General features: G+C 35.3%; 19 protein-coding genes and 1 riboswitch. Of the genes, 6 read left to right on the top strand and 13 right to left on the bottom strand.

The annotated features are described in order from the left end of the window. Positions 1–37 precede the first annotated feature (37 nt). From M0D21_RS18310 to M0D21_RS18280, 7 genes are all read right to left on the bottom strand, one after another. Complete coding sequence (locus M0D21_RS18310) at positions 38–991, bottom strand: PorP/SprF family type IX secretion system membrane protein (RefSeq protein ID WP_248332150.1); 954 nt, start codon at positions 989–991, stop codon at positions 38–40. 68 nt (positions 992–1,059) lie between these two features. Beyond that, a complete protein-coding gene (locus M0D21_RS18305) occupies positions 1,060–6,756 on the bottom strand; it encodes a gliding motility-associated C-terminal domain-containing protein (RefSeq protein WP_248332148.1) in 5,697 nt (1,898 codons plus the stop codon). Between the two features lie 642 nt (positions 6,757–7,398). Further along, entirely contained in the window at positions 7,399–8,070 is a 672-nt protein-coding gene (locus M0D21_RS18300; protein ID WP_248332147.1) for a response regulator, read from the bottom strand. Positions 8,071–8,177: 107 nt separating this feature from the next. After that, positions 8,178–10,130 carry a tetratricopeptide repeat-containing sensor histidine kinase gene (locus M0D21_RS18295; RefSeq protein WP_248332146.1) on the bottom strand — a complete coding sequence of 651 codons (1,953 nt, stop codon included), beginning with the start codon at positions 10,128–10,130 and terminating at the stop codon, positions 8,178–8,180. A gap of 238 nt (positions 10,131–10,368) precedes the next feature. Continuing rightward, positions 10,369–10,515 carry a hypothetical protein gene (locus tag M0D21_RS18290; RefSeq protein ID WP_248332145.1) on the bottom strand — a complete coding sequence of 49 codons (147 nt, stop codon included), beginning with the start codon at positions 10,513–10,515 and terminating at the stop codon, positions 10,369–10,371. 43 nt (positions 10,516–10,558) lie between these two features. Further along, the gene (locus M0D21_RS18285) at positions 10,559–10,711 is read right to left on the bottom strand and encodes a hypothetical protein (protein WP_248332144.1); all 153 of its coding nucleotides are present in this window, start codon (positions 10,709–10,711) and stop codon (positions 10,559–10,561) included. Positions 10,712–11,120: 409 nt separating this feature from the next. After that, positions 11,121–11,858 (bottom strand): LytR/AlgR family response regulator transcription factor, encoded by a 738-nt coding sequence (locus M0D21_RS18280; protein ID WP_248332143.1) that lies wholly within the window; start codon positions 11,856–11,858, stop codon positions 11,121–11,123. A gap of 408 nt (positions 11,859–12,266) precedes the next feature. Between M0D21_RS18280 and M0D21_RS18275 the strand changes: the two genes are divergently transcribed. Next, positions 12,267–12,947 (top strand): SIR2 family NAD-dependent protein deacylase, encoded by a 681-nt coding sequence (locus M0D21_RS18275; RefSeq protein WP_248332142.1) that lies wholly within the window; start codon positions 12,267–12,269, stop codon positions 12,945–12,947. Between the two features lie 86 nt (positions 12,948–13,033). Here the strand turns inward: M0D21_RS18275 and M0D21_RS18270 are convergent, their stop codons facing one another. Beyond that, positions 13,034–13,555 (bottom strand): heme-binding domain-containing protein, encoded by a 522-nt coding sequence (locus M0D21_RS18270; protein ID WP_262922135.1) that lies wholly within the window; start codon positions 13,553–13,555, stop codon positions 13,034–13,036. A 163-nt stretch (positions 13,556–13,718) separates the two neighbouring features. On the opposite strand from M0D21_RS18270, the gene M0D21_RS18265 reads away from it, so the two are divergent. Further along, the gene (locus M0D21_RS18265; protein WP_248332140.1) at positions 13,719–14,273 is read left to right on the top strand and encodes an adenylosuccinate lyase; all 555 of its coding nucleotides are present in this window, start codon (positions 13,719–13,721) and stop codon (positions 14,271–14,273) included. 117 nt (positions 14,274–14,390) lie between these two features. Then, positions 14,391–15,734 (top strand): adenylosuccinate lyase, encoded by a 1,344-nt coding sequence (gene purB / locus M0D21_RS18260; RefSeq protein ID WP_248332139.1) that lies wholly within the window; start codon positions 14,391–14,393, stop codon positions 15,732–15,734. Between the two features lie 78 nt (positions 15,735–15,812). On the opposite strand, the gene M0D21_RS18255 is transcribed toward purB, so the two are convergent. The 4 genes from M0D21_RS18255 to M0D21_RS18240 all read right to left on the bottom strand — a co-directional run bounded on the left by M0D21_RS18255 (position 15,813) and on the right by M0D21_RS18240 (position 17,994). Then, a complete protein-coding gene (locus M0D21_RS18255) occupies positions 15,813–16,355 on the bottom strand; it encodes a DUF4252 domain-containing protein (RefSeq protein WP_248332138.1) in 543 nt (180 codons plus the stop codon). Positions 16,356–16,475: 120 nt separating this feature from the next. Next, entirely contained in the window at positions 16,476–17,015 is a 540-nt protein-coding gene (locus tag M0D21_RS18250; RefSeq protein ID WP_248332137.1) for a DUF4252 domain-containing protein, read from the bottom strand. Positions 17,016–17,063: 48 nt separating this feature from the next. Next, complete coding sequence (locus M0D21_RS18245) at positions 17,064–17,498, bottom strand: hypothetical protein (protein ID WP_248332136.1); 435 nt, start codon at positions 17,496–17,498, stop codon at positions 17,064–17,066. After that, positions 17,485–17,994 carry an RNA polymerase sigma factor gene (locus tag M0D21_RS18240; RefSeq protein ID WP_248332135.1) on the bottom strand — a complete coding sequence of 170 codons (510 nt, stop codon included), beginning with the start codon at positions 17,992–17,994 and terminating at the stop codon, positions 17,485–17,487. The genes M0D21_RS18245 and M0D21_RS18240 overlap by 14 nt, the downstream gene beginning before the upstream one ends. Before the next feature lie 134 nt (positions 17,995–18,128). Between M0D21_RS18240 and M0D21_RS18235 the strand changes: the two genes are divergently transcribed. Both M0D21_RS18235 and M0D21_RS18230 read left to right on the top strand, forming a co-directional pair. Then, a complete protein-coding gene (locus M0D21_RS18235; RefSeq protein WP_248332134.1) occupies positions 18,129–19,517 on the top strand; it encodes a S41 family peptidase in 1,389 nt (462 codons plus the stop codon). 93 nt (positions 19,518–19,610) lie between these two features. Next, entirely contained in the window at positions 19,611–21,137 is a 1,527-nt protein-coding gene (locus M0D21_RS18230; protein WP_248332133.1) for a S41 family peptidase, read from the top strand. 74 nt (positions 21,138–21,211) lie between these two features. Here the strand turns inward: M0D21_RS18230 and M0D21_RS18225 are convergent, their stop codons facing one another. Next, positions 21,212–23,173, bottom strand: coding sequence for a TonB-dependent receptor plug domain-containing protein (locus M0D21_RS18225; protein ID WP_248332132.1), 1,962 nt, complete (start codon positions 23,171–23,173; stop codon positions 21,212–21,214). Positions 23,174–23,251: 78 nt separating this feature from the next. Next, positions 23,252–23,491, bottom strand: a riboswitch (cobalamin riboswitch). Positions 23,492–23,574: 83 nt separating this feature from the next. Between M0D21_RS18225 and M0D21_RS18220 the strand changes: the two genes are divergently transcribed. Then, positions 23,575–24,090, top strand: coding sequence for a bifunctional adenosylcobinamide kinase/adenosylcobinamide-phosphate guanylyltransferase (locus M0D21_RS18220; protein WP_248332131.1), 516 nt, complete (start codon positions 23,575–23,577; stop codon positions 24,088–24,090). The last annotated feature ends 4 nt before the right edge of the window (positions 24,091–24,094 follow it).

The following is a 24,094-nucleotide window of genomic DNA, read 5'->3' as shown; positions in this document are numbered from 1 at the left end:
ATTGACGTGTGTTTTTCTTTATGAATATATTATAATTTTAAAAGAATCTAGGGGTTAACATACGATTATATTTTTTGAACAGCTCAAATCGCAGCATAACCTCGTAGCTACCATCATTAAATTGCGATTGTCCTAATTCGGTAGTTTCGCGATCATAAGCAAACCCTATCATCATTGAATCTGATACCTGGAAACCTACCTGCCCGGTTACTGCTGCACTCCAGCGGTAAGCAACACCCAGTGTTAATCTTTCATACAGCAAGAAATTCGCAGAAACATCGACCTGCAATGGTGCTCCAAATACCAATTTGGTAAGTAAAGCAGGTTTAAATTTTAGGTCATCCGAAAGATCAAATACGTGACCAGTAATTAAATAGTAATTGATTCTTTCTTCTGCTAGAAAACTTATTGCATCACTATCATTAAGCGTGGTACTCTCATCAAAATGATCGGTCTCCAAAAGATTAGGAGCACTTAACCCAAAATAAAACTTGTTGGTGTGATAGTATATTCCTACACCTACCTGCGGACTAAATTTATTATCGATATTATTCTCGAATAAGGCATCATTCTGATTAAACTGTGTAAGTTGTTGAAAATCTACATTTAGCAAATGTGCCCCTGCCTTGATACCAAAACTTAATTTCCCATATTCTGAAGTGGGAATGGTATACGAAAAATCAACATCTATATAGGTTTCGTCTGTAGGACCAATTTCATCATTAACAACTGATAATCCTAACCCAACTCTTTCATTGTCCCCAATTGGAGTATTAAGAGTTAAGGTTTGTGTACGTGGTGCACCTTCTAGCCCTACCCACTGACTTCGATGAAGTCCCATAACACTCATGACACCGCGACTTCCAGCATATGCTGGGTTTACACTTATGGTGTTATACATATACTGAGTATACTGTGCATCTTGCTGAGCATTTGTTTGATGAACTATGAAATTTACAAGAACTAAAGTTATAATTAGTATTTTTTTCATCTGCCCTGGTTTAGATTTTAATTGCATATTTGGTGCATTATATGGTTTTAGAGTCATGACTTACTTTGTTATCTATTAATATATAAATATCCCGCCCGACTCTTGCGTTCTCCAGATTCTAATACATATTCCAACACATAATAATAAGTCCCAACAGGCAACTGATCTTCTTTTTCTGGGGTGATTCCTTTTGAAGAAATCCCATCAAAGAAATTACCATCTCTACCATAATTATCAGACTCAAATACTTTACCTCCCCAGCGGTTAAAAATTTCAACTCTGTTTTCTAAATCTTGAATTCCTCCTATTATAAATACATCATTAATACCATCTCCATTTGGAGACATTCCGGTATACACAATTACGCCGTCATCTCTATCTAAAATTGAATCATCATTATCTGGCTGAAGGTAATTCGGAATTCCATTTTCATCGGTATCCAGGGCATCTTCGGGATCACCATCTCCATTAGGGTCTGGCTCTTCATCTTCGGTTAAAAATGGATCTCCATCGTCATTATTATCCAAATAATCAGGAACATTGTCACAATTATTATCTATTGCACAATCGGTATCTTGAGTATCCCCTGTGTTAGGATTACCATCGTTATCTGGATTAACTCCTTCAAACTGAGTATGCACTCCATCACCATCATCATCTACATCTAAATAATCTGGAATAAGATCTCCATCGGTATCTTCATTTATGGGATTATCATCTGCATCATAATCTTCAAATACGGTATATACCCCATCATTATCATCATCGATATCTAAATAGTCATAAATACCGTCGATATCTGAATCTTGTGTATCACCAGTTTCAGGATCCCCATCACCATCAGGATTCGGGTTCTCGTCTGCAGTAAGCACATTATCTCCATCATCATCAGTATCCTGAAAATCGTCAATCCCATCTCTATCAGTTTCCTGAACAGCATAATTAACTACTCCTCCATCAGGATCATCCTGAACCACATCAGGTATTCCATCAGTTCCAAAAGGCCCTTCCAATCTTCCATCTCCATCCATATCTAATTGCCCATGTCCAGACTCATAAATATCGTTCACACCATCTCCATCGGCATCTAAATCCAAACGATCTACGATTCCGTCAATATCTGTATCAAGAGCTATATCACCATTTTGTTCTTCTTCATCTGTAATTCCGTCATTATCATCATCTAGATCAATTGCATCTGGAATTCCATCTGAATCACTATCTAATGTTATCGAAAGTACATTGGTTGTAGCGGAACAACTAACTCCGTTTAATTCGCTTATATCTACTCTTTGAAACCAAGTATCTTCGGTCAAAGGTGGACTATCATAGGTCTCTCCTGTAGCACCCACAATATCGGTAAAAGGACCCGTAGAGCCTACCGTACTACTTTGCCACTGATAAGTAATCGTACCATCGGCCGCAGTGGCAGTGGTTTCTGTAAAAGCTACAGGGTCTTCTGCACTTACTATAATTTGATCGGCGGCAATTACTCCTGCTACAATATTATTTACAGTGACTTCAATTACGTTCGTTATCGCTGAACAAGACACGGTGTTAAAAGTTGATGTATCAACTCTTTGGAACCAGGTGTCCTGACTTAGCGCTGGACTATCATAAGTAGCACTATTTGCCCCTACAATATCATTAAAAGGACCTGTTGCACCCGCAGTACTGCTTTGCCATTGATAGGTGATTACTCCATCGGCAACAGTTGCTGTAGTTTCTGTAAAAATAACTGGATCTCCTCCTTCGCAAATCGTTTCGTCTGCGGCAATAACTCCTGCCGTAATATCATTTACACTAACCGCTATGATGTTCGTGGTTGCCGTACAGGCTATAGTGTTCAAGGTTGAAGTATCTATTCGTTGAAACCAGGTATCTTGAATTAATGCAGGACTATCATAACTAGCACTATTTGCCCCTACAATATCAGTAAAGGGTCCTGTAGCTCCAGTTGTACTGCTCTGCCATTGATACGTAATTGTACCATCGGCAATCGCCGCAGTAGCCTCGGTAAATGCAACTGGATCTCCTCCTTCACAAATAGTTTCATCGGCAGCAATTACTCCTGCTGTAATATTATTTACCGTAACTGCTATTACATTGGTAGTTGCTGTACATGCAACAGTATTTAAAGTTGAAGTATCTACTCTTTGGAACCAAGTATCCTGAGTGAGTGCCGGACTATCATAAGTTAAACTAGTTGCTCCCGAAATATCGGCAAAAGGTCCGGTAGCACCAGCAGTACTACTTTGCCATTGGTAGGTTACTGTACCATCGGCAACAGTGGGTGTTGTTTCGGTAAATGCCACGGGATCTCCTCCTTCACAAATAGTTTCATCGGCTGCAATTACTCCTGCAGTAATATTATTTACAGTAACCGCAATTACATTAGTAGTTGCAGTACAAGCTATGGTATTCAACGTAGAAGTATCTACTCTTTGAAACCAGGTATCTTGAGTTAATGCAGGGCTATTATAAGTCGCACTGGTTGCTCCCGAAATATCGGCAAAAGGTCCTGTAGCACCAGCTGTACTACTCTGCCATTGGTAGGTTATCATACCATCGGCAACCGTTCCAGTAGTTTCGGTAAATGCTATAGGATCACCTCCTTCGCAAATGGTTTCATCGGCAGCAATTACTCCTGCAGTAATATTATTCACAGTAACTTCAATCACATTTGTAGTAGCGGTACACGCAACAGTATTTAATGTAGAGGTATCTACTCTTTGGAACCAAGTATCCTGAGTGAGTGCCGGATTATCATAAGTTACACTAGTTGCTCCCGAAATATCGGCAAAAGGTCCTGTAGCACCAGCTGTACTGCTCTGCCATTGGTAAGTTACTGTACCATCGGCAATCGTTCCAGTGGTTTCTGTAAAGGCTATAGGATCATCTCCTTCACAAATAGTTTCATCTGCTGCAATAACACCGGCAGTGATATTATTTACTGTAACCGCTATTACATTGGTAGGTACCGAACACGGAATAGTATTTAATGTTGATATATCTAATCTTCTAAACCAAGTATCCTGAGTGAGCGACGGACTATCATAAGTTGTATTCACTGCTCCAGAAATATTTGCAAAAGGTCCTGTAGCTCCAGCGGTACTGCTCTGCCACTGGTGTGTTATAACTCCATCTGCAGTGGCTGCTGTATCTTGTGTAAATGCAACAGGATCTCCTCCTTCACATATGGTTTGATCGGCTTCAATGATACCTGCAGTAATATTATTTACAGTAACTGCTATCACATTGGTAGTAGCGGTACACGCAACAGTATTTAAGGTAGAAGTATCTATTCTTCTAAACCATGTATCTTGCGTTAACGCTGGGCTGTCAAACACATCATTTGTAGCACCACCAATATTTGCAAATGGACCCGTGGCCCCAGCAGTACTACTCTGCCATTGATAGGTTATAGCGCCATCAGCAACCGTTGCTGTAGGAACGGTAAACGCTGTAGGGTCTCCTCCATCACAAACAGTTTCATCTGCAGCAATTACCCCAGCCGTAATATCATTTACTATAATTGCAACAACATTGGTTTCTGTACTACAAGAAACACTATTGAAAGTATTGGTATCTACTCGTCTGAACCAACTATCCTGGGTAACTACACCAGAGTTATAGACATCTGTCGTTGCTCCTCCAATATCAGCGAAACCTGCAGTAGCACTCGTAGTGCTTATTTGCCATTGATAAGTGATGACGCCGGAGTCTACACTTGCAGCTGTTGCTACTGTAAATGCTGCTGGATCTCCTCCTGTACAAATAGTTTGCTCTGCAGCTATAACTCCCGCAGTAATCTGACAATTATCTCTAAAAGAAAGATCATTATCTAAGGGTACTGGTGTAGGTGCTGCATCATCATCAAAATCACCATAAATTAACTGTAAGTTGGCTATATCACCTGTTGTAACCGCATCATTAACATCCCAGATAACCGTATTGTCTACGGTATCAAATAAATCATCGATTCCATCACCATCAGCATCTGCAAAAGCTACAATCGCATTGTCTGTATCCCCATTTTCTTCAATATCTAATATGGTATCTTGATCACTATCTGTATCTAAATAATCTGGAATACTATCTGCGGGATTATCTGTATTTACAGGTGCTAAACCAGGACCTCCTCCATTGGTTGTTAAATAAGCATTATTTACTCCTGAATTTATAACATATTCGGTTGGAGTTGTTGCTACCGGAATGGCATAGGTCGCTGTACTTTGTGCTTCAACATTGTCTGGGATTCCATCATTATCTGAGTCTAAATCAAAATGGTTTGGAACACCGTCGGCATCATGATCAAAAACAGGATCTAAACTATCGCAAATTCCATTGGCATCTAAATCTGCACAAGCTGGTGCGGTTGCACTACCGTTATCATTTGCATCTAAATAGTTCGGAATTCTATCCCCATCAGCATCTGAAGAAGGATTCACACCTAAGGTATTTTCTGTAACATCTAAAATTCCATCATTATCATCATCTATATCTAAACCATCTCCCACACCATCATTATCGGCATCTTCAAACGTAGGATCACAGGTGTTAGAAATTCCATCACCATCATCATCTGGCCCTACCTCCTGGTAATCTGCTGTTAAACTGGTATCGGTATCAAGAGGCGCGGCATATGTTGGTGCCGGAGTCCCAGAAGTTACTAATCCGTTAGCATTTACAGTAGCTGGGTCTGGACCATAGACACCAGTATCTCCTCCATCAGCATTTGAATTATCATATGCTTCATTGGCATCGCTACACCCATCACCATCACTATCTAAATTTAAAAAATCAACACTCCCATCGGCAAGTGTATCGGTAGGTAAAGTGATCCCAGCTCCAAAATTAGCTTCAGAAGGTATCCCATTATCTGCTGTATTATCTGTATTTCCATTATCGTCATCATGTCTTCCGTCGTTATCAGCGTCTAAACCTCCAGCTTCAACTACATCATAAATTCCATCATTATCACTATCAAGGTCAAATCTGTTAAAGATTCCATCGCCATCAAAATCACAATCTGAAGAAAATGTAAGTAAGTTATCATCCCTTGTATCACCATTGGTTGCATTTTCTACCAACGACCATTCGATTTGGGTCATCCCCATTGGACTTGTAGCAATAATTTTAATACTACCATGCCCGGTAGCTTCTGGTGGAGTAACCTGAGTATTATCTAATGTTCTTGTTCCCGGAATATAAGTCATTACCGCATTTGAAGAAACCAATTGTTCTGTATGTTGCGCCCCGGTAAACTGATAATTAGATCGTTCGATACTTCGGAAGTGAAAAGTGATCTCATACACTGGTTGACTAAAGGTCAATACAAAATCTACATCATTACTCACTGTATTTGCATTATCGGTACCCAAGAACAAATACCCTACTGCTACGTTTGGATTCGGACTGTGATCTGGTACATTAAATATACCTACCGGACCTCCAACACTTAATTGATATAGATCTCCCCCATTTTCGGTAATAGTAAGATCTGCCGTTGCCCCCAACGAAGGAAAACTAATCCCGCTAATTGTTTCTATCGGCCCCGTGCCTCCCGAATTTGTAGCCCCAGAATAGTCTGCAAATTGTGCGGTACACTCTACGGTATCTCGTATTCCGTCATTATCATTATCTAAGTCTACTGCATCAAGCACATTGTCATTATCTACATCTTGACTCATCATATCACTGAGACCAAGAAGCAAAAATGCGGTTAACAGTATTTTGATTTTAGAAGCGTAAGTTAGTTTCATAAGCCTGCCCTTTTTGTAATCGTATAACATTTCGATATAAAATAATTGGTTCTGAGATCAAAACATGTGCTTTTGATCTGCAAAAAATGATTTGTGAAAAAAATTGGATGTTGGAAACGCTTTCTTCTTTAAAAGTATAAGAAGCCGACAAATTGGGCCATAATAGTAAGGCCGTAATTCTTGACGATAGGTTGTTGCGTTTGCTCATTCTTAATTTATTACCGTTTGCTTTGGTCTCATACCAAGGCAAAACCGTTAATCATGTAATACACCAAGGGGGGGATGCGTATACCACACGTACCATCAATACTTAATAGTAAATCAAACTTATAATGCAATAGAAAAAATACACTAAATAAAACCAGGGGATGGTCTATCAATGAGAGGGGGGAGTTGTTAAATAAAGTGCTAAATGTACTATTTCCTTATACGCAAAAATTTATGTTTGATTTTATCAAATTAAGTTTTTCTTAATGCCGTAAATGTAGATATAATAAATCTAATCGCAAAGAAAAATGACCTTCAAAATACGGTTTTAGCGTAACAAAATAAAGGACTAAGTCTTTTCTTACAGACGCTGGTACGAAAAAGGCTATCCATTGGGATAGCCTTAAATATTTCAATATGAGTTATTTCTAGATCTTATATAAATCCTCTTCGTCTAGCTTCTTCTAGCAATTTTTGATCATCTGCTTTGGCTATTGAGAACATCTCTTTAATTTGATTTTTTCTTTTCTCAATTGCACTTAAAGAAAGGCTTACATAATTAGGAAGATTTTTTGTTTTTACCCCTCGAGAAAGGTGATATAAAATCTTTAAATTCTTTTCATCTAGTGAAAACTTATTGGTCATCATTTTTCTAAAATGATCATTAACAGTTGCACTATAATATGCTTTCCCTTTTACAATATTATTAAAAGCCAAAAGGAGTTCGCTAGAAGTAAGATCACTCTTTATCAAAAATCCTGCAGGATTGATATTCTTAAGAATGTTATGAATTCTATGATCTTCTCTATGCATCGTTAAGATAATAATTTTTGCTTTTGGCAGTAACTCTTTTGCATGTTTTGCCAAATCCTCACCAGAAGTAATACTCCCATCTGACGACGGAGGTAATTTAATATCTACAAAAAGCATATCATAAGGAGTAGTTTCTGATGCCTTTACAATTCTATCGTATGCATCATCGCAGTTGGAAGCGATATCTATTTTAATCTGATACTCTTTTTGATTTTCTCCTAACAAGGTATTCTTATACCCTTCAATGATCATAGGATGATCATCAATCATAAGAACTTTTAGCTTTTTCTTCATTTCAAATGTTGTTGTTTTTTTCTCTTCAAACAGAACGTCATATTATTTTAACTATGAATAGGTAAAAATAGTATAACCCTCATTAAAGAATGGTTCTTTTTTTCAGTTTAAACAGGAACACTAACCGATACCGTGGTACCTGCGTTATTGTTACTTAAAAATTGAACTACCCCACTCATCTGACTAACCCTAGAGGTAATATTTTTTAGACCAATTCCTTTTTTGACCTTGGTGCTTTTAAATCCTATTCCATCATCCAAGATAGTAAGATTTATTTTATCTTCTACATAATCGAAATTTATTTTTATACTTTCTGCCTGCGCATGTTTAAAAATATTCTGTAGTGATTCTTGTAATATCCTAAATAAGTTTACCTTTTTCTGGTCATCGATATGCTCCCAATCGATATCTTCGTCATTATTAAATTCGAAATGAATATTGTTTACTTCGCACAAATCACTTATTAAACTCTCGACGGCATCTATATAAGCAACATCAGACGGTAAGGACTCAGTACCCAAATCATGAGATATGAGGCGTATTTCTTTTTCTATAGATTTTAGCTCTTCTATATATTTATTACGCGCCTCGGTAAACCCATCGTTGGCGCGCTGGTTGATCCCATCTAAACTTAATCGTACTCCAAACAAGCGACCCAGTACCCCGTCATGCAACTCCTCAGACATGCGCTTTTGCTCGAGTTGGCGCCCTTCTTCGAGTTTAATTTGCTGATTAAGTAGTAAACGGTAAATTTCCTGGTTAGCCTCTTGCTGAGTTTGCGCAAACAATAGTTCCTTATTGCTTTGTTGCTGTCTAAATATAATATACCCCAACAAAAACAGTGCGGTTAGCCCTAAAATAGCAATAATTAAAATTTCATTCTCACGACTTATTTTAAGGTTTCTTTCGGCTATTTCATCGGTTTCGAAGCGAATTCTTGCAAATTTATCTCTAAATAACCTTTCTTCTTTAACCAAACTATCATTCAACTTGATGTACTTATTAGCATAATCTAAGCCCTTTTCACTTGAAGAGATTTCGGAAAGGAGCTGATAAGACGTAAGTAACTTTTCATTATTATTAACCTCTAGAGCTGTATTTTTAGCTCTCTCAGCATAAAAATTCGATAAACTATCATTTTTCAATGTTTTATAATACTCCGCCAAATGCAGTGTATTGGTAGCTATACCAGACAAGTCATTAATGCTATCTCTTTTTCTTAAGGCTTCCACAAACAGCGGCAAAACATTTTCTCCATCATCACCAGATAAAAAATTAACATAAGCAAAATTATCCAAAAGTAAAGCATGATGCTTAGGCTGAGTATCTAGGAAATCAACATACAATAAAGCGCGATTATAATATTCTTTAGCTTTATCATATTTTTTTTGAGATTTATATACAGTTCCAATATTATTATTCCCTAAAACTGCATACAATACTTCTTTATTAGTATTACGTGCATATTCTATGGCTTTTTTATGATAAGATACAGCATCATCATATCTTTCTAAATATTTAGCTACAGTTCCTAAATTAGAATACGATAAAGGTATATAAGATTCCTCTTTATCATCATCTATCTCAAACTTTTTTATTGCTCTAATAGTAAGGTCTTCACTTCCTGTATAATCTTTTACTTTTCTCGAAAGTTTAGCTAAATCAATTAAAACTTTTCCATGATCGTACGCATAGGAACTTGGATCTTTAGTTTTATCCTTATCGTAAGATGAATAGATTTTATCAGCCTCGTTAAAATTTTTATAAGCACTATCTAATTCTTTATTTCTATAGTAAATACCCAGAAAACCATAACTTTTAGCCATCTTAGTAGAATCTAAAATCTTTTTAGCTATATCAAGAGCTTTCAAATTCAACCTTTTAAATTCATTCCTATTCTTAATACTATAATATTGTATTGAGACATCATGTAGCTTTTCAATTTTGGGCCTTGAATCTGGCAAAGTGCTAATAACGCCATAAGCTTTCACCAGCTCTTCTTTCCTTTCAGTTATTGATCTAGATTTATCACTAGCATTATTAATATGAGTATCTATCATATTAAATTTTAATGAAATATTTTCATTATTATCACGATTGGTTTGCTTTCCACAGCCAAGCAAAATAATCGAAAAAACAAGAAATATTATGTTTTTAAAAAAAGATTTCATACAACAAATAATCTTATACATAACTAAGGTAAGTAATTAATCAAAAAAAAAAAATAAGGACCATCTTAATATTTTAAGATGGTCCTTATTTTTAGGATGTAGAAGTATTAATACTTTAATAATACTCTTATTTTGGATTCACTTCTTCGTCACCGTCCTCACCAATTACTTCAATATTTTCTAAACCTATTTCTTCGTCTACAGTATCTGTTTCACAACCAATAAATAATGCACCAAAAAATAATATCGCGAAAAAAGTTTTTATAGTTCTCATAGTATATATCTTTAAATTTTAATTTTGATTAACAACGAATTTTTTAATTATTTGTAGGAACAACCTCTTCATCACCATCTTCGGCCAACATTTTGAATTCTTCAATTCCTACTTCTTCGTTAACTGTATCTGCTTCACAAGCGATAAAAAATGTACTTAAAAATAATATTGCAAATAGTGTCTTTATAGTTTTCATAGTTGTTGTCTTTTTGTTTAATACTTGTTTTTTTTTAATAGAAATCATTTGATTTCCAGGGGTTTGTTAAAAATCTAATTTTACTTAGGGGCTACCACTGCGCATGTGATTTATATTGTCAAATTACTTAAGTAAACTGTTGTACTGGTTTGTAATTCTAATTGTACACTACAAATGTACGGGCTTATGCCTCGCGCGCCCAGAATAATAAGGTATGTTTAGTAAATGACCGTGTTTGAGAAGTGGTTGTACCGATTATACGAGTGAATGAACCGATTTTGGAAAAACCGTAATTTTTTGAAGTATAATTCCTACATTTATCTATATGTAAAACCGTAACCGTACATAACAAAAAAAACCGATAGAAGCAGTTATCTATCGGTTAATGTTTAAATAATACTTTGTTAAACTAGATTTGCACCAAGCTTTTCTTTGCCAGATTATCTTTAATTTCTTCTACATTATTTTTATATGATTTTGAAAAAGGAATCATATCGTTGGTATTTTTAATAGCACACTTTGCTTTTCCAAAATGTATTCTTGACACATAATGGGTATTGATAATATAGCTGTTGTGTATTCTCACAAAATGATCGGGTAATAGCCCTTGAAAATGTTTTAATGTTTTAAATGCCTCTACCTTATTACCATTACTCATGATGAAATCGGTGGTATTATTATCGGCCTTCAAATACAATACTTCGTCTACATCTACAAACCTATAATCACCATAAGATTTGAAACATAATGTAGCATCTACCTCTTTGTCGAAATCTTTTTCAAAACGCATTAAAGTTCTGATTATTTGACCCTTACTCAACGGTTTTAAAATATAATCTAGAATTCTATTGCGTATACCCTCAATGGCATAATCTGTGGTTTTTGTTACCACTATAAACTCCGGCAACACTGTCATATACCTAGCCAATTCTGTCATTAAAGCGTATTGTGTTTTTTCACAAGTTGATCCAGGTACTTCTGGTTCTAAAAAGACTAAACGGGGCTTTCTCTCTAGAATTAAATCTAATGCAGATTGCTCATCTTTTGCAATACCAGTACAGATATAATCGGTCTGTTCTTCGAGGGCAATTTGGATAGAATCAGCAATTTTTTGATCATTATCAATAATTACATAGGGATATTTCATAGGGTATGAGATTAAAAAAATTAGCGTTGGTATCTAAGCATTGTATTATTCTACTTACAAGATAGGGTTTTTACTAACCATTTATATACGGTTTTACCGTAATATAAGTACGGAAACTATTTGTAATCAAGCAGTTACAATTTGCTTTTAATCGTTTAATAACTGTCTTTTATCGACTTTATTGTATCCTGTATTCAAAATCAACAATTCTTAAAATAAACCTATCATTTTGTTAAAGGCCGCAAAAATAAGAGTAGCTCTTTAAGAATAGGTACTTCCAATGTTATTTTTTAAGCTTTTTTGTCATAAAAAAGGTCTTTTACTCATAAAAAAACACATCTAAATAACATCAACTAAAACATTTTTAGATAGTTTTAACCTGTAAAACAATTCAACTAATAGGTTTTTATGAAAAAGATTGTAGTGCTTACCGGTGCAGGAATTAGCGCAGAAAGCGGTATTAATACGTTTAGAGATGCGAATGGATTATGGGAAGGTCACGATATTATGGAAGTAGCTTCTCCTATTGGTTGGCGCAACAACCCAGAACTCGTATTAGATTTTTATAATAAAAGAAGACAGCAATTGCATACCGTTTCTCCTAATGCGGGACACAAAGCTTTGGTAGCGCTTGAAGAACAATACGACGTATCGATCATTACACAAAATGTGGACAATCTGCATGAGCAAGCTGGTAGCTCTCATATTTTGCATTTACATGGTGAACTCTTTAAAGTAAGAAGTCAATTTGATGAAAACCTAGTATTAGACTGGAAAGAAGATTTGGTGCTAGGCGATCTTTGTGAACATAATTCGCAGTTACGCCCTCATATCGTATGGTTTGGAGAAGATGTGCCTATGATGGAACAAGCCATAACGATCACCGAAACCGCAGACATCTTACTTATTATAGGTACTTCTATGCAGGTCTATCCCGCGGCAGGTTTACTGCAGTATGCTCCTTACGACACTCCAATATATTTTATCGACCCTAAACCAGCAATAGCGCCTTCTGCGAGACTTACTATTCTTGCCGAAAACGCTTCTGTAGGGGTTCCTAAAGTTGTAAGAGAGTTATTAGACGGTTAGACACATATTATAATGTCATCCCAAGCCTGCTAGATCAGCAGGCAAAGAATGACGGCGCTTTCAAAATAAGCAAGTTTGTATACAAATTAATTCATCGGGCCGGTAATAGAATCGAGTACAGGAACAGTATCTCGCACTTCTATTTGTAATGTGTCTTCTTTTTTGACAAACCCATTTTGTTTGAGTTCTTTTGCCCAATTTATAAGTCTTTCAGCTTCACCACTATTTAGTTCTCCATGAATCCAGGTATAGGGTTTTAAGGGCATCTCCTTCATTTCTATTTCTTCAACAATTTCTTCCAATTTATGTTTCTTTCTTTCTTCATCATACAAATCCCACTCTGAAACATTAAAATGCTCTCTGCCCTCTTCTATTTGATATGCCATCCAATGGGTTATTGGGCTTACCTCCATATACCACGGATATCGTGTTGTATTACTATGACAATCATAACATTTTTCTTCTAACACCTGCCGTACATCATCAGTAACCATAGCTTTGGTTTCAAACGCTGTGATACTATCATAACTCCCTTCATTTTTTTGAGGTCTCAAAAATTGAGAGATGACAAATACCAAAAGCAAAAGAAAAAATATGTTTCTGAACATGATTTACATCATTTAGTAAACAAATCATAATCATTACAATCTGCGATTACCGAATAGATAACGATTTTAACAAGTAATTATTATTAGTATTCTGTGATTAAAGAAATTTACAAGTCCATAATTGCTATTTTTACCGGTACATTTACGACCAGCACGTACACACATGAAATCACTTGAAGAAGTAATAGAAAACATAAATCATTCCCGCGAGCAAAGAGGTTCTTTTGCCAACCTTATCACCTCACGACCTCAATTGTTACCAGAGCTTCTTCAAATTTGTTCAAGAGTAGATGAAGAGGTTTCTTGCAGAGCTGCATGGGGATTAGAGTTCTTGTGCAAAAAGAATATCGAAGCTATTCTACCTTTTCTAGATGAATTGGTGGTTCTGGTTCCAAAAGTTTATAAAGATCCCGCAGTAAGGCCGATGGCAAAAATTTATGAATACCTAACTTTGGCCTACTATACTCAAAAGAAATCTAAGGTAAGACAATATCTTAGCCAAACACACCGGGAACAAATGGCCGAAGCTTGTTTCGATTGGTTAATTACAAACCAAAAAGTAGCACCTCAAGCCTACTCTATGACTTCTCTCTATTTATTGGGAACAGAATTCGACTGGATACATCCTGAATTAAAAATCACCCTGGAGAATAATTACAGTACAGGAAGTGCTGCATATAAAGCACGTTCTAGAATGATTTTAAAAAAGCTAAAATAACCTTGGTAAAAGTCATTTCTACAGCTTGTTATTTTAGTTAAAAAATCTTAGTGGGTTCGTTCGTAATTCGTAATTAATTGAATTATCTTTGCCCCTTTCAAAAACACACACAACATTATGTCTATATTTCCTTTACAAGCCATATCACCCATAGATGGTCGTTATGCTTCAAAAACACAATCACTAAGTGTTTATTTTAGTGAAGAAGCATTAATAAAATACCGTGTTCTTGTAGAAATAGAATATTTTATCGCTTTATGTGAACAGCCACTGCCACAATTAGAAAGTATTGACAGTTCACTATTTGAGAAACTAAGAGCGATATACACCTCTTTCTCTTCAGAAGACGCCTTAGCGATAAAGGAAATTGAAAAAGTAACCAATCACGATGTAAAAGCAGTTGAGTATTTTATAAAAGAAAAATTCGACACATTGGGCTTAGAGCAATATAAAGAGTTCATTCATTTTGGATTAACTTCACAAGACATTAATAATACCGCAATACCTTTAAGTATTAAAGAAGCGATAAGTAATGTATACATTCCTCATTATACAGAATTAATTACTAAACTTAAGGCTTTGGTAGAAGAATGGGAAGCGGTATCTATGCTAGCTCGCACTCACGGGCAACCTGCTTCTCCGACACGATTAGGAAAAGAATTTCAGGTATATGTAACTCGTTTAGAAGCTCAATTTGATTTATTAAAAGATATCCCAAGTGCTGCTAAATTTGGAGGTGCGACAGGAAATTATAATGCTCACAAGGTAGCCTATCCATCTATAGACTGGAAAGCCTTTGGAACCGAATTTGTTCAGGAAAAATTAGGGCTACACCACTCTTTCCCTACCACACAAATCGAACACTATGACCATATGGCTGCTTTGTTTGATGGGCTTAAACGTATAAACACTATCCTAATTGATCTGGACAGAGATGTTTGGACCTATGTTTCCATGGATTATTTTAAACAAAAGATTAAAAAAGGAGAAGTAGGCTCATCGGCAATGCCGCATAAGGTAAATCCTATAGATTTTGAAAATAGTGAAGGTAACTTAGGAATTGCCAATGCTTTATTTGAGCATTTGGCTGCAAAACTACCTGTAAGTCGTTTACAACGTGATCTTACCGATAGTACTGTGCTACGAAATATCGGAGTACCTTTTGGGCATACTCTTATTGCTTTTCAAGCGACCTTAAAAGGGTTGAAAAAGTTATTACTAAACGAAGAGAAATTTGCGCAAGATCTTGAAAACAACTGGGCGGTGGTAGCAGAAGCGATTCAAACTATTCTTAGACGTGAAGGGTATCCTAACCCATATGAAGCTTTAAAAGGACTGACTAGAACCAATGAGACCATTAACCAAAATTCTATAGCCAACTTTATAGACACGCTAGAGGTTAATGACACCATAAAATCTGAATTAAAAGAGATTACACCTTCTAACTATACGGGAATTTAGATAGAAGAAAAGAATATTATGTAAAAAGGCCTTGAGTAAACTCAAAGCCTTTTTTGTTTATCAATAATTGACGGTCTTTTAGTCTATATCTATGGTCTCGCCTATTTTTCTAAAAGCTTCCATATCTATATTACCTTTCTCAACAGATTTCATAAGCTTTACCATTTTCTCTGGTCTCATATTATCACCTAATACTCTTACCAAAGCCAATCCTTTTTTTTGATCGGTAGCAAAAACGATTACCTCATCAATATCATTGTCTTCTCCCTGATATTTAAGTACCGCATTGGTACCATTTGAACCGAACTTCATCAAAGTTTCATACTTATCGGTATTAAGAATTTTAGCGATATCTGCACTTTCTTTTTCAAAACGCGCTTTTGTACCTTCTTTTAACGGTAATGCCAGAAAGTTTACTTTTTTAATGCTTTCTAAAGCTTCTTTTTCATCTTTACTTAATTCTATGCCATCTTTATCTAATAAACTAGACGGGATATCTACAGCAATAAACTCATTGTCATTTTGATGATCTACAAAATACTGTTGCAACGAAGTGTCGCTGTTACAACTAGCAAATACAACTACACTTGCCAGTGCTAAAATTCTGAATACTTTTTTCATGATTATTATTTTTTTGATTGATTGTTCGTTTTTAATCTGCACACATGCAGATAGATGAATGTTAAAAACTATGTTTCTCCCACCTAGTTGGCAGAAGAAACATAGTTTTTGCAAAACGTATTAGTTACGTTTCTCTACATTTTTCAATTCTTTACCTCCTGGTATATTAAGATCTTTTGCGAGCTTTGAAACTTGTTTAAGATCAATATTTCCTGTGATAGTTAAAATAACAGTTTCTGGTTTTCCATCTTTAGAATCGTTACCTACCATGTACATAAATAGTTCTTTTACATGGTCTTCGTCACTACCAGGTTTGATGTAAAACTTAATATTCTCTCCATCATCTGTTTTAATTCTCATTAACTCGTCAAGAGAAGAACCTTTTAAGTATTTTGATACATCTCCTCCCATTTTTTGAGCGACATCTTTATTCTCTGTAACAAATACTTTAATATTATTTATGTTTTCTACCAGATTAAGGTATTCTTGAGTTTCCTTATCAGAACTTTCAAAATCGATTTTGCTTAAAAGTTTGAACATTTTGTTGGTGATTACCATAGAGGTTACATCACTCATATTTTCATACTTATCAAAATAACTTTGTGCATTCGATACATATGGTGCAACTACAAGTATTAAAAGGATTGCTAACTTCTTCATAATTATTGCTTTTTAATGGCGTTTTTACAACGTCAAGATTTTTTGTTTTTACTTAATAAATTTCTTTTTAGTGTTTTCAAATTCTTGCAGATACACTAAATTCTGCTTACCCTCATTCATATATTGAGAAACCATATTGAGGATTTTTTTGGTTTCCTGAAGTGCTATTTCCGGATCTTCAAAAGTATCAACAGGCTCAGTACTATCAACAGTTCTGGTTAAAAATATCCCTGCGATCAATGCGATCGAAGCGGCTACTCCTATCCATTTATACTTTGGTGTTCTACTAGCCTTAATTTTAAGATCCTTAGTAGCAGTTATGGTACTTTCATTAGAAAAATACTGAAACAAATCTTTGTATCTCTCCAGATGCGACGGCACAGTTTCTCCGGTAAAATAAACCTTTAATTCTTTTTCTTCAGAAATGGTCGTTTCGCCCTCAAAATACTTTTCCAGTAGCTTTTCAATGTTAGACAACTCCATAATTATGTTTTTTTAATAATTCTTCTCTAATTTTTTTTCTTCCTCTCGATAATGCTACACGAACTGCCGTTTCGTTAATCTCTAACATTTCTGCAATCTCAGCATTGTCATATTGTTCTATATCCCTTAACTGGATAATCATTCTTTGTTGTTTAGGCAGATCATTCATTATTTTACCTACCCAATCTAAACTATCCTTTGCCTCTACTTGTCTTTGTAGTGAAGGACGTTCATCCTGATAGTTGCTATGCACTATTTTCAGATTGCCAGTCTCTTTTGCTTTTAATTTATCATAACAATAATTTTTGGTCATTGTTACTGCAAAAGCTTCTACATTTTTATATTCTGCCATCTTGCTTTTGTTCTTCCAAAGCTTCAGCAACACTTCCTGCGTAGCATCTTCTGCCTCTTCATTACTTACCAATAATCGTTTTGCAAGCCTAAATAGCTTATCTTTAAAACCATTGGTTAGCGTTATAAATGCTCTTTCTTTCATTTTTTGATTGGTTGATGTATAAAACTTGTTAGCTTTATACTAGGGAGACGACTATACCTTTAATTTGTTACATTCTTTTTTAAAATTATAATAAAGTAGTTACTTTTAGCGCTATATAGAATAATAAATATACTATGAGGAACTTCAAATATATTGCCATTTTATTTCTTTTCGGAAGTTTAGTTGTTGGATGTTTTGATGACAATGACGATGTCCCTCAAGTTTCGAGTACTCTTGAAATCAATAATTTTATCTGGAGAGGAATGAATGCTTTCTATTTATACAAAGCAGACGTACCAAATCTAGCAGATGATCGTTTTTCTTCAGATCAGCAGTTGAACGACTTTTTAAATAGTTTTTCTTCTCCTCAGGAAGTTTTTGATGCCCTACAATCTAGTGTAGACGAGTTTAGTTTTTTGGTTGATGATTATATTGCCCTAGAACAAGCTTTCGATGGAATAACTCAAAATAATGGGATGGAGTTTGGATTGGTACGATACCCTAATGATCCTTCTAATGTTTTTGGGTTTGTGAGATATGTACTACCTGATACTGATGCAGAAAATAAAGGAATTAAACGAGGTGATATTTTTAATACTATTGATGGCACCCAAATTACAGATCAAAATTTTAGAGAACTAATTAATTTAGATTCATATACTATAGGACTAGCTACATTTGATGGCACCATTATAACCCCTAATGGAAATAGTATTGAACTTACTAAAGTACAGTACACCGAAAACCCAGTATTTATTACCAAAACCTTAGATGTGGGAGGAAGCCCTGTAGGATACTTAATGTATAATGCTTTTACGGGAGACTTCGATGCTCAACTTAATGCTGCTTTTTCTCAACTCAAAGCGAGTAATATCACAGACCTAGTACTCGATTTGCGATATAATGGTGGTGGCTCAGTAACTACCGCAATAGATTTATCGAGTATGATTACCGGGCAGTTTGCGGGTGAAGTATTTAGTACAGAAGAATGGAATGCTGACCTGCAAGATCAGTTTGGCAGTGTAAACCTATTTGATACTCAAATAAGAACCGGAGAAGCTATTAATAGCCTTGGGCTAGACAGAGTTTATATTTTAACCACTCGTAGTTCTGCCTCAGCTAGTGAATTGGTGATTAATGGTTTAGACCCATATATTGATGTAATTCAGGTTGGTGCTGCCACCCGAGGGAAATTTCAAGCTTCTATAACTATTTATGATTCTTCAAATTTTAGAAGATTAGGTGCTAACCCCGGACATACTTTTGCGATGCAACCCTTGGTGTTAAGATCTATCAATTCTGCTGGATTTACTGATTATTTCGATGGATTTGCTCCTGAAATCGCCATCGATGAAGATTACAGTAATTTAGGTATTCTAGGAGAACCCAACGAACCTCTTCTAAGTGCCGCTCTAGATCATATTTTGGGGAATCGAAGTTCGAAATCATACCACATTTCCGTATTACAAAATGTCGGAAATAGTAATATGCTATTGCCAGATTTCGAACTTATGTATAAATAAGAATTCGCTATCACAATACAACGAATTAACATTCGTTAGTATTGTAATTACCAAATTAAAAGCATATTTTTGCAAAAATTTAACATTTAAAGTATGGATACAGTAAAGGCAAAATTGTTATTGCTTATGTCATTATTGCTAATTTTTTCTTGCTCTAGCGATGACGATGCCACCCCAGATTCTGGTTCAGGAACAGAAACTATTAATAATCCCGACCAAGATATAGATCAATTCATTTGGTCCGGTCTTAATGCAGCTTACTTATATAAAAGTGAAGTGAGTAATCTAGCTAATGATGCATTTGCAACTGATCAAGACTTGAACAAGTTCTTAAGTAATTTTGCTACGCCAGAAGACACTTTTGACGGGTTGTTAACCAAAAGAACCGTGAATATTGGAGGTGAAACTTTTGAAATTGATGCTTTTAGTTTTATTGTAGACGATTATGTAGCTCTAGAACAAGCCTTTAGTGGTGTTTCTAAGAGTAACGGAATGGATTTTAGATTAACTTTGGTGTCAGACACTTCTAATGATGTTTTAGGTTATGTTCGTTATGTACTTCCCGGTACCGATGCAGAAGCTAAAGGAGTAAAAAGAGGTGATTTCTTCAATTCTGTAGATGGAGAAAAACTAACTAGAACTTCTGACTTCAATGAAATATTTGGTAGAGATTCTTATACCATTGGATTAGTAACAGTAAATAATGGAACAGTAACTGAAACTGGCACTACGGTATCACTTACCCAAGTAGAATATACCGAAAACCCAATCTTTATTTCCAAAACTATAGATCACGAAGGCAGAAAAATAGGATACATGATGTATAATAGTTTCGTTGGTGATTTTGACGATGAACTAAATACTGCTTTCGGACAGTTTAAAACTGATGGTATTGAAGAACTCGTTCTTGACCTAAGATACAACGGAGGAGGATTGGTGAGAAGCGCTATTGATATGTCTAGTATGATAACTGGGCAATTTAACGGAGAGATTTTCTCTAGAGAAATATGGAATGCAGAACTACAAGCTCAATTTTCTTCTGGAGCTGATGGTGAGGAAGCTTTGATTAATAGATTTAGAAATACAATTTACACAGGAGATAACATCAATTCTCTAGGCTTAACCAAACTATATGTTCTTACCACAAATAGGAGTGCATCTGCAAGTGAATTGGTCATTAATGGTCTCGAGCCTTATATTGATGTTATTCAAATCGGAACAACTACTTCTGGAAAATATCAAGCTTCTATTACACTCTATGATTCTAACGGATTTGGAAGAGAGGGTGCTAATCCTGATCATACCTACGCAATCCAACCATTGGTACTGAAATCGGCTAATGCAGCTGGAAAAACAGATTACATAGCTGGTTTAGCTCCTGATTTTGAATTCCAAGAAAGTATACTTAATCTTGGAACGTTAGGAGATCCAACAGAGCCTATGCTTAAGGCAGCGTTAGATGTTATTGTAGATGGTCAAATTGCGTCTGCGAGAACCAAAAGCGAAACTCAGTTCTTAGGAGAATCTATTGACTGGGAGCGTAAAGCGATGTTACCAAACTACCAGAAAATGTATATAGATACCAATAAATTCGAATTGGTTAGAAAAACATTGGAATAAATAGGCAGATAATTTATCAAAATAAAAAAACCATCTACGCGGGTAGATGGTTTTTTTATTCATTCTTTTTTTATCTAGAAATTCAGGTTAAATCCTAGTCTTAGGTTCCTTCCTCTAGTACTAAAACCAAAAATTTCTTGATAATCCTCATTCGTTACATTATTAAGTGCTCCATATACCATAAAATTCTGCATTAATTTGTAACTTAAATAGAAATCTAAAATCCCATAAGAGTCAAGTGTTCTAGCTTCTGATGCAAATGTTGTAGTGTTAAAGAAACTATCTTCTCTATCATCATTAAACTGATAACTTAACGATGAGAACACCTTTTCATTAATCTGGTAACCTACACTAGCATTCACTTTAATTTCAGGAATTCTAATTTGAGATAACTCTTCGTCTACATCTGTGTAAGTAAAATTACCCGTTAATGATAATTTATCTTCTAGTAATCTTGAATTAACTTCGAACTCGACTCCACTAGTAGTAAAATCATCACCTATATTTTGATATTGGAATACGAATCCTCCTGTATCTACAAAATCAACAAAATTTTCTTCGAATCGTGTAAAATAAACTACACTAGCCCTAAATTTTCTACCTCCCAGATATTCCAGACCTGCTTCTACAGTAGTATTCTCTTCTGGTTCCAAATCTGAATTACCAAAGTTTGGAGAAAACAACTGAAACAACGAAGGAGTAATATAAGCTGTAGAATAAGATGCCAAAGCTTTTACAGATCTAGTATCATCCAATTTATATGTGTAAGATGGGTTCACGCTATACACCAAATGAGTTCCATATGCACTATGAATGTTTAACCTAGCTCCCAGGTTTACATTAAGCCCAAAATCTGAAACGTAAACTACATTTGCATAAGGATCGATAATATCAAAATCGGCTACAACATCATCTATGGTTCTTACCAACTCATCATTTCTAGAAGGAGCACTAAAACCATCATAATCATTATTAGAACCATTAACCCCTAATACTGTATAAAAGGTATCATTAAAATTGTATTTATTATAAACATCATAAGAGTAAAATCTACTTTCATTTTTTGATGCGAAGGTGTTTGATAAGAATTCTCTATCTAATAAAGAGTAACTGTTGGTGAAGAAAACACTACCATTAGTATACTCAAATTCTATAGACGCTCCTGCTCTTAATTGTCGGCTAAATGCATCATTAATTGCATCTGCACCAGCACCAGCATCAAATTCATTCTTATACTGATCTAAATTTCCAAACAATTGAATGTTAATACGATCATTAAGCTCGTACCCCACTTTTGCGTTTACATTAAATTTTGAATATGCGTCGTCTTCAAAAGGAACTACTGATGTATCTTCTGGTAATCGTTCCGCAGCAGACAAACCATCAGAAAACTGATTACTAAAACTCGCTAAGTAAGATACTTTTCCTAAAGTACCATTAACAGAAGCTAGATTTACAAATTCGTTTACATCGTAATCTTGGTCTTCTTGAGATTGATTAGTTCCTATGCTCGATTGAAAATTTGCAGAAATTGCTTCTTTACTTTCAGATTTTGTTGTAATGTTAACAACTGCTGTTGAGGCACCCGAACCATATAGTGTACTTGATGCTCCCTTAAGAATCTCTATTTGTTTGATTTGATTTACCGATAATAATCTCAAATCAAATTCTCCGGTAATGGTAGATGGATCACTTACAGTAATACCATCAACTCTTATAACCACCTGTCGATTTCTACCTCCTCGAATAAAATACCCCAAAGATTGTCCAGGCGCACTGGTATTTCCATTAATTTCAATACCAGCAACTCTATTAAGCACAGTAGCCACAGATTGCCCTTGACTACGCTCTAATTCTTTTTGTGTGATTTTTGTAATTACTTTACCACTTTGTTCTCTTTTTAATCCAAATTTAGAATCGGAAATAACCACCTCTTCTAATTCATTGACTGTCTCTTCGTTTTGTTCTTCCTGACCAAATGTCAAAGAAGTACCCAGCACCAAGAAAGCTGCCCCTAAAAAAACCTTTTTGTTCATTAGTTAAATACTTAATTTTTACAATAACCGGAAAAAAGTATGTAGTTTACCCATACCCAAACCTTTATCCCGAAAGTTTGATATTAACAAATAATGGCAGGTCTCCTGGCTTGCGTTTTGTTATTTACCTTCCCATTCTTAGCATCAAGAACAGTGGTTTTGAAGTTTGAATAACAAACACCAAACATTATACATTTGGCAAAGCTTACAGTTGCGGGAACAGCTCGGGAATGCCTATAGATAATAGCGTCACCCGATTCCCTTTTAATCCATTACACTTTTGAAAAGAATAACAGAACCAAAATTCTGCGCGAATGTATCATATTTTGTGGAATTTATGATGTGTTTAACAAATAAATAATTAATAGAAGTAACTTTGCCAACGCTAAAAATCATCACACATGCTATATTACATCACAGGGGGCGAGCGATCAGGAAAAAGCAGTTATGCACAACAATTGGCTCTTCAGTTGTCTGACAACCCTTTCTATCTGGCTACATCTAGAATTTGGGATGATAATCATCAAAAACGTATAAATAGACATATTGATGATCGTGATGATCGCTGGAATTCTATAGAAGAAGAAAAGGAAATTTCTAAAGTAATCCAGAAAAACACTGTGGTAGTTGTAGACTGTGTGACGTTATGGCTTACCAATTTTTTTGTAGATACAAAAAATGATATTGAGTTGTCCTTGTTACAAGCAAAGGAAGAGTTTGACAAGCTGCTACATATCGAAGCCGATATTATCATTATTTCTAATGAAATTGGCATGGGAGTTCATGCTTCAACCGAGATTGGAAGAAAATTTACCGAATTGCAAGGTTGGATGAACCAACATATCGCAAAGCATGCCGATAAAGCTATATTGATGGTATCTGGAATACCTGTTGAAATAAAAAATACTATAAACTAATCAA

It is taken from the genome of Aquimarina acroporae (assembly GCF_023195925.1).
GTDB lineage: Bacteria > Bacteroidota > Bacteroidia > Flavobacteriales > Flavobacteriaceae > Aquimarina > Aquimarina acroporae.
The sequence above is the reverse complement of the archived record's forward strand: the minus strand, read 5'-3'. Positions and strand labels throughout refer to the sequence as shown.

Excerpts from the sequence above, each read along its gene's own strand:
- M0D21_RS18270 (WP_262922135.1), bottom strand. The coding sequence starts at position 13,555 with ATGTTCAGAAACATATTTTTTCTTTTGCTTTTGGTATTTGTCATCTCT.
- M0D21_RS18305 (WP_248332148.1), bottom strand. The coding sequence starts at position 6,756 with ATGAAACTAACTTACGCTTCTAAAATCAAAATACTGTTAACCGCATTT.
- M0D21_RS18230 (WP_248332133.1), top strand. The coding sequence starts at position 19,611 with ATGGATACAGTAAAGGCAAAATTGTTATTGCTTATGTCATTATTGCTA.
- M0D21_RS18240 (WP_248332135.1), bottom strand. The coding sequence starts at position 17,994 with ATGAAAGAAAGAGCATTTATAACGCTAACCAATGGTTTTAAAGATAAG.
- M0D21_RS18310 (WP_248332150.1), bottom strand. The coding sequence starts at position 991 with ATGAAAAAAATACTAATTATAACTTTAGTTCTTGTAAATTTCATAGTT.
- M0D21_RS18285 (WP_248332144.1), bottom strand. The coding sequence starts at position 10,711 with ATGAAAACTATAAAGACACTATTTGCAATATTATTTTTAAGTACATTT.
- purB (WP_248332139.1), top strand. The coding sequence starts at position 14,391 with ATGTCTATATTTCCTTTACAAGCCATATCACCCATAGATGGTCGTTAT.
- M0D21_RS18295 (WP_248332146.1), bottom strand. The coding sequence starts at position 10,130 with ATGATAGATACTCATATTAATAATGCTAGTGATAAATCTAGATCAATA.
- M0D21_RS18300 (WP_248332147.1), bottom strand. The coding sequence starts at position 8,070 with ATGAAGAAAAAGCTAAAAGTTCTTATGATTGATGATCATCCTATGATC.
- M0D21_RS18225 (WP_248332132.1), bottom strand. The coding sequence starts at position 23,173 with ATGAACAAAAAGGTTTTTTTAGGGGCAGCTTTCTTGGTGCTGGGTACT.
- M0D21_RS18280 (WP_248332143.1), bottom strand. The coding sequence starts at position 11,858 with ATGAAATATCCCTATGTAATTATTGATAATGATCAAAAAATTGCTGAT.
- M0D21_RS18265 (WP_248332140.1), top strand. The coding sequence starts at position 13,719 with ATGAAATCACTTGAAGAAGTAATAGAAAACATAAATCATTCCCGCGAG.
- M0D21_RS18250 (WP_248332137.1), bottom strand. The coding sequence starts at position 17,015 with ATGAAGAAGTTAGCAATCCTTTTAATACTTGTAGTTGCACCATATGTA.
- M0D21_RS18255 (WP_248332138.1), bottom strand. The coding sequence starts at position 16,355 with ATGAAAAAAGTATTCAGAATTTTAGCACTGGCAAGTGTAGTTGTATTT.
- M0D21_RS18245 (WP_248332136.1), bottom strand. The coding sequence starts at position 17,498 with ATGGAGTTGTCTAACATTGAAAAGCTACTGGAAAAGTATTTTGAGGGC.
- M0D21_RS18290 (WP_248332145.1), bottom strand. The coding sequence starts at position 10,515 with ATGAGAACTATAAAAACTTTTTTCGCGATATTATTTTTTGGTGCATTA.
- M0D21_RS18275 (WP_248332142.1), top strand. The coding sequence starts at position 12,267 with ATGAAAAAGATTGTAGTGCTTACCGGTGCAGGAATTAGCGCAGAAAGC.
- M0D21_RS18235 (WP_248332134.1), top strand. The coding sequence starts at position 18,129 with ATGAGGAACTTCAAATATATTGCCATTTTATTTCTTTTCGGAAGTTTA.
- M0D21_RS18220 (WP_248332131.1), top strand. The coding sequence starts at position 23,575 with ATGCTATATTACATCACAGGGGGCGAGCGATCAGGAAAAAGCAGTTAT.